Raw genomic sequence first — 3,074 nt, forward strand, 5'->3', positions numbered from 1 at the left:
TGCTCTTTAACAATCCGGAACAAGCTGAAAAATTGAAACGACATACTGTTTTCATTCTCCGTAATAAGAATGAAGCACGGTATGTTCGAGTCTCTCAAATGCTTGCAACTGACAGCCGTCTTTCGGGACGCTTGTGGGTTGTGAGGTTAAGCGACTAAGCGTACACGGTGGATGCCTAGGCAGTCAGAGGCGATGAAGGGCGTGCTAATCTGCGATAAGCGTCGGTAAGGTGATATGAACCGTTATAACCGGCGATACCCGAATGGGGAAACCCAGTGTGATTCGTCACACTATCATGTCATGAATACATAGTGGCATGAGGCGAACCGGGGGAACTGAAACATCTAAGTACCCCGAGGAAAAGAAATCAACCGAGATTCCCCCAGTAGCGGCGAGCGAACGGGGAACAGCCCAGAGTCTGAATCAGTTTGTGTGTCAGTGGAAGCGTCTGGAAAGTCGCGCAGCAAAGGGTGACAGCCCCGTACACAAAGACACACGTTCTGTGAACTCGATGAGTAGGGCGGGACACGTGATATCCTGTCTGAAGATGGGGGGACCATCCTCCAAGGCTAAATACTCCTGACTGACCGATAGTGAACCAGTACCGTGAGGGAAAGGCGAAAAGAACCCCGGCGAGGGGAGTGAAAAAGAACCTGAAACCGTGTACGTACAAGCAGTGGGAGCATCCTTCGGGGTGTGACTGCGTACCTTTTGTATAATGGGTCAGCGACTTATATTCTGTAGCAAGGTTAACCGTATAGGGGAGCCGAAGGGAAACCGAGTCTTAACTGGGCGTTAAGTTGCAGGGTATAGACCCGAAACCCGGTGATCTAGCCATGGGCAGGTTGAAGGTTGGGTAACACTAACTGGAGGACCGAACCGACTAATGTTGAAAAATTAGCGGATGACTTGTGGCTGGGGGTGAAAGGCCAATCAAACCGGGAGATAGCTGGTTCTCCCCGAAAGCTATTTAGGTAGCGCCTCGTGAATTCATCTCCGGGGGTAGAGCACTGTTTCGGCTAGGGGGCCATCCCGGCTTACCAACCCGATGCAAACTGCGAATACCGGAGAATGTTATCACGGGAGACACACGGCGGGTGCTAACGTCCGTCGTGAAGAGGGAAACAACCCAGACCGCCAGCTAAGGTCCCAAAGTCATGGTTAAGTGGGAAACGATGTGGGAAGGCACAGACAGCCAGGATGTTGGCTTAGAAGCAGCCATCATTTAAAGAAAGCGTAATAGCTCACTGGTCGAGTCGGCCTGCGCGGAAGATGTAACGGGGCTAAACCATGCACCGAAGCTGCGGCAGCGACACGTAGTGTTGTTGGGTAGGGGAGCGTTCTGTAAGCCGCAGAAGGTGGACTGTGAGGTCTGCTGGAGGTATCAGAAGTGCGAATGCTGACATAAGTAACGATAAAGCGGGTGAAAAGCCCGCTCGCCGGAAGACCAAGGGTTCCTGTCCAACGTTAATCGGGGCAGGGTGAGTCGACCCCTAAGGCGAGGCCGAAAGGCGTAGTCGATGGGAAACAGGTTAATATTCCTGTACTCGGTGTTACTGCGAAGGGGGGACGGAGAAGGCTATGTTAGCCGGGCGACGGTTGTCCCGGTTTAAGCATGTAGGCGGAGGTTCCAGGTAAATCCGGAACCTTGTTAACGCTGAGGTGTGATGACGAGGCACTACGGTGCTGAAGTAACAAATGCCCTGCTTCCAGGAAAAGCCTCTAAGCATCAGGTAACAACGAATCGTACCCCAAACCGACACAGGTGGTCAGGTAGAGAATACCAAGGCGCTTGAGAGAACTCGGGTGAAGGAACTAGGCAAAATGGTGCCGTAACTTCGGGAGAAGGCACGCTGTCGCTAGGTGAAGTCACTTGCTGACGGAGCTGAAGGCAGTCGAAGATACCAGCTGGCTGCAACTGTTTATTAAAAACACAGCACTGTGCAAACACGAAAGTGGACGTATACGGTGTGACGCCTGCCCGGTGCCGGAAGGTTAATTGATGGGGTTATCCGCAAGGAGAAGCTCTTGATCGAAGCCCCGGTAAACGGCGGCCGTAACTATAACGGTCCTAAGGTAGCGAAATTCCTTGTCGGGTAAGTTCCGACCTGCACGAATGGCGTAATGATGGCCAGGCTGTCTCCACCCGAGACTCAGTGAAATTGAACTCGCTGTGAAGATGCAGTGTACCCGCGGCAAGACGGAAAGACCCCGTGAACCTTTACTACAGCTTGACACTGAACATTGAGCCTTGATGTGTAGGATAGGTGGGAGGCTTTGAAGCGTGGACGCCAGTCTGCGTGGAGCCATCCTTGAAATACCACCCTTTAACGTTTGATGTTCTAACCTGGCGCCGTGATCCGGCGTGGGGACAGTGTCTGGTGGGTAGTTTGACTGGGGCGGTCTCCTCCCAAAGAGTAACGGAGGAGCACGAAGGTTGGCTAATCCTGGTCGGACATCAGGAGGTTAGTGCAATGGCATAAGCCAGCTTGACTGCGAGAGTGACGGCTCGAGCAGGTGCGAAAGCAGGTCATAGTGATCCGGTGGTTCTGAATGGAAGGGCCATCGCTCAACGGATAAAAGGTACTCCGGGGATAACAGGCTGATACCGCCCAAGAGTTCATATCGACGGCGGTGTTTGGCACCTCGATGTCGGCTCATCACATCCTGGGGCTGAAGTAGGTCCCAAGGGTACGGCTGTTCGCCGTTTAAAGTGGTACGCGAGCTGGGTTTAGAACGTCGTGAGACAGTTCGGTCCCTATCTGCCGTGGGCGCTGGAGAATTGAGAGGGGTTGCTCCTAGTACGAGAGGACCGGAGTGAACGCACCACTGGTGTTCGGGTTGTCATGCCAATGGCATTGCCCGGTAGCTAAGTGCGGAAAAGATAAGCGCTGAAAGCATCTAAGCGCGAAACTTGCCTCGAGATGAGTTCTCCCTGACTCCTTGAGAGTCCTGAAGGGACGTTGAAGACTACGACGTTGATAGGCCGGGTGTGTAAGCGCAGCGATGCGTTGAGCTAACCGGTACTAATGACCCGTGAGGCTTAACCTTACAACACCAGAAGCGTTCTGGTG

The 3,074-nt window shown here is 53.1% G+C and carries 1 rRNA gene; it reads left to right on the top strand.

The features are described 5' to 3' along the window. The first annotated feature begins 144 nt into the window (after positions 1–144). Positions 145–3,051, top strand: a 23S ribosomal RNA gene (locus tag OMR58_RS25960). Positions 3,052–3,074 lie beyond the last annotated feature (23 nt).

This window comes from Erwinia sp. INIA01, from assembly GCF_025947915.1.
Lineage (GTDB): Bacteria > Pseudomonadota > Gammaproteobacteria > Enterobacterales > Enterobacteriaceae > Erwinia > Erwinia coffeiphila.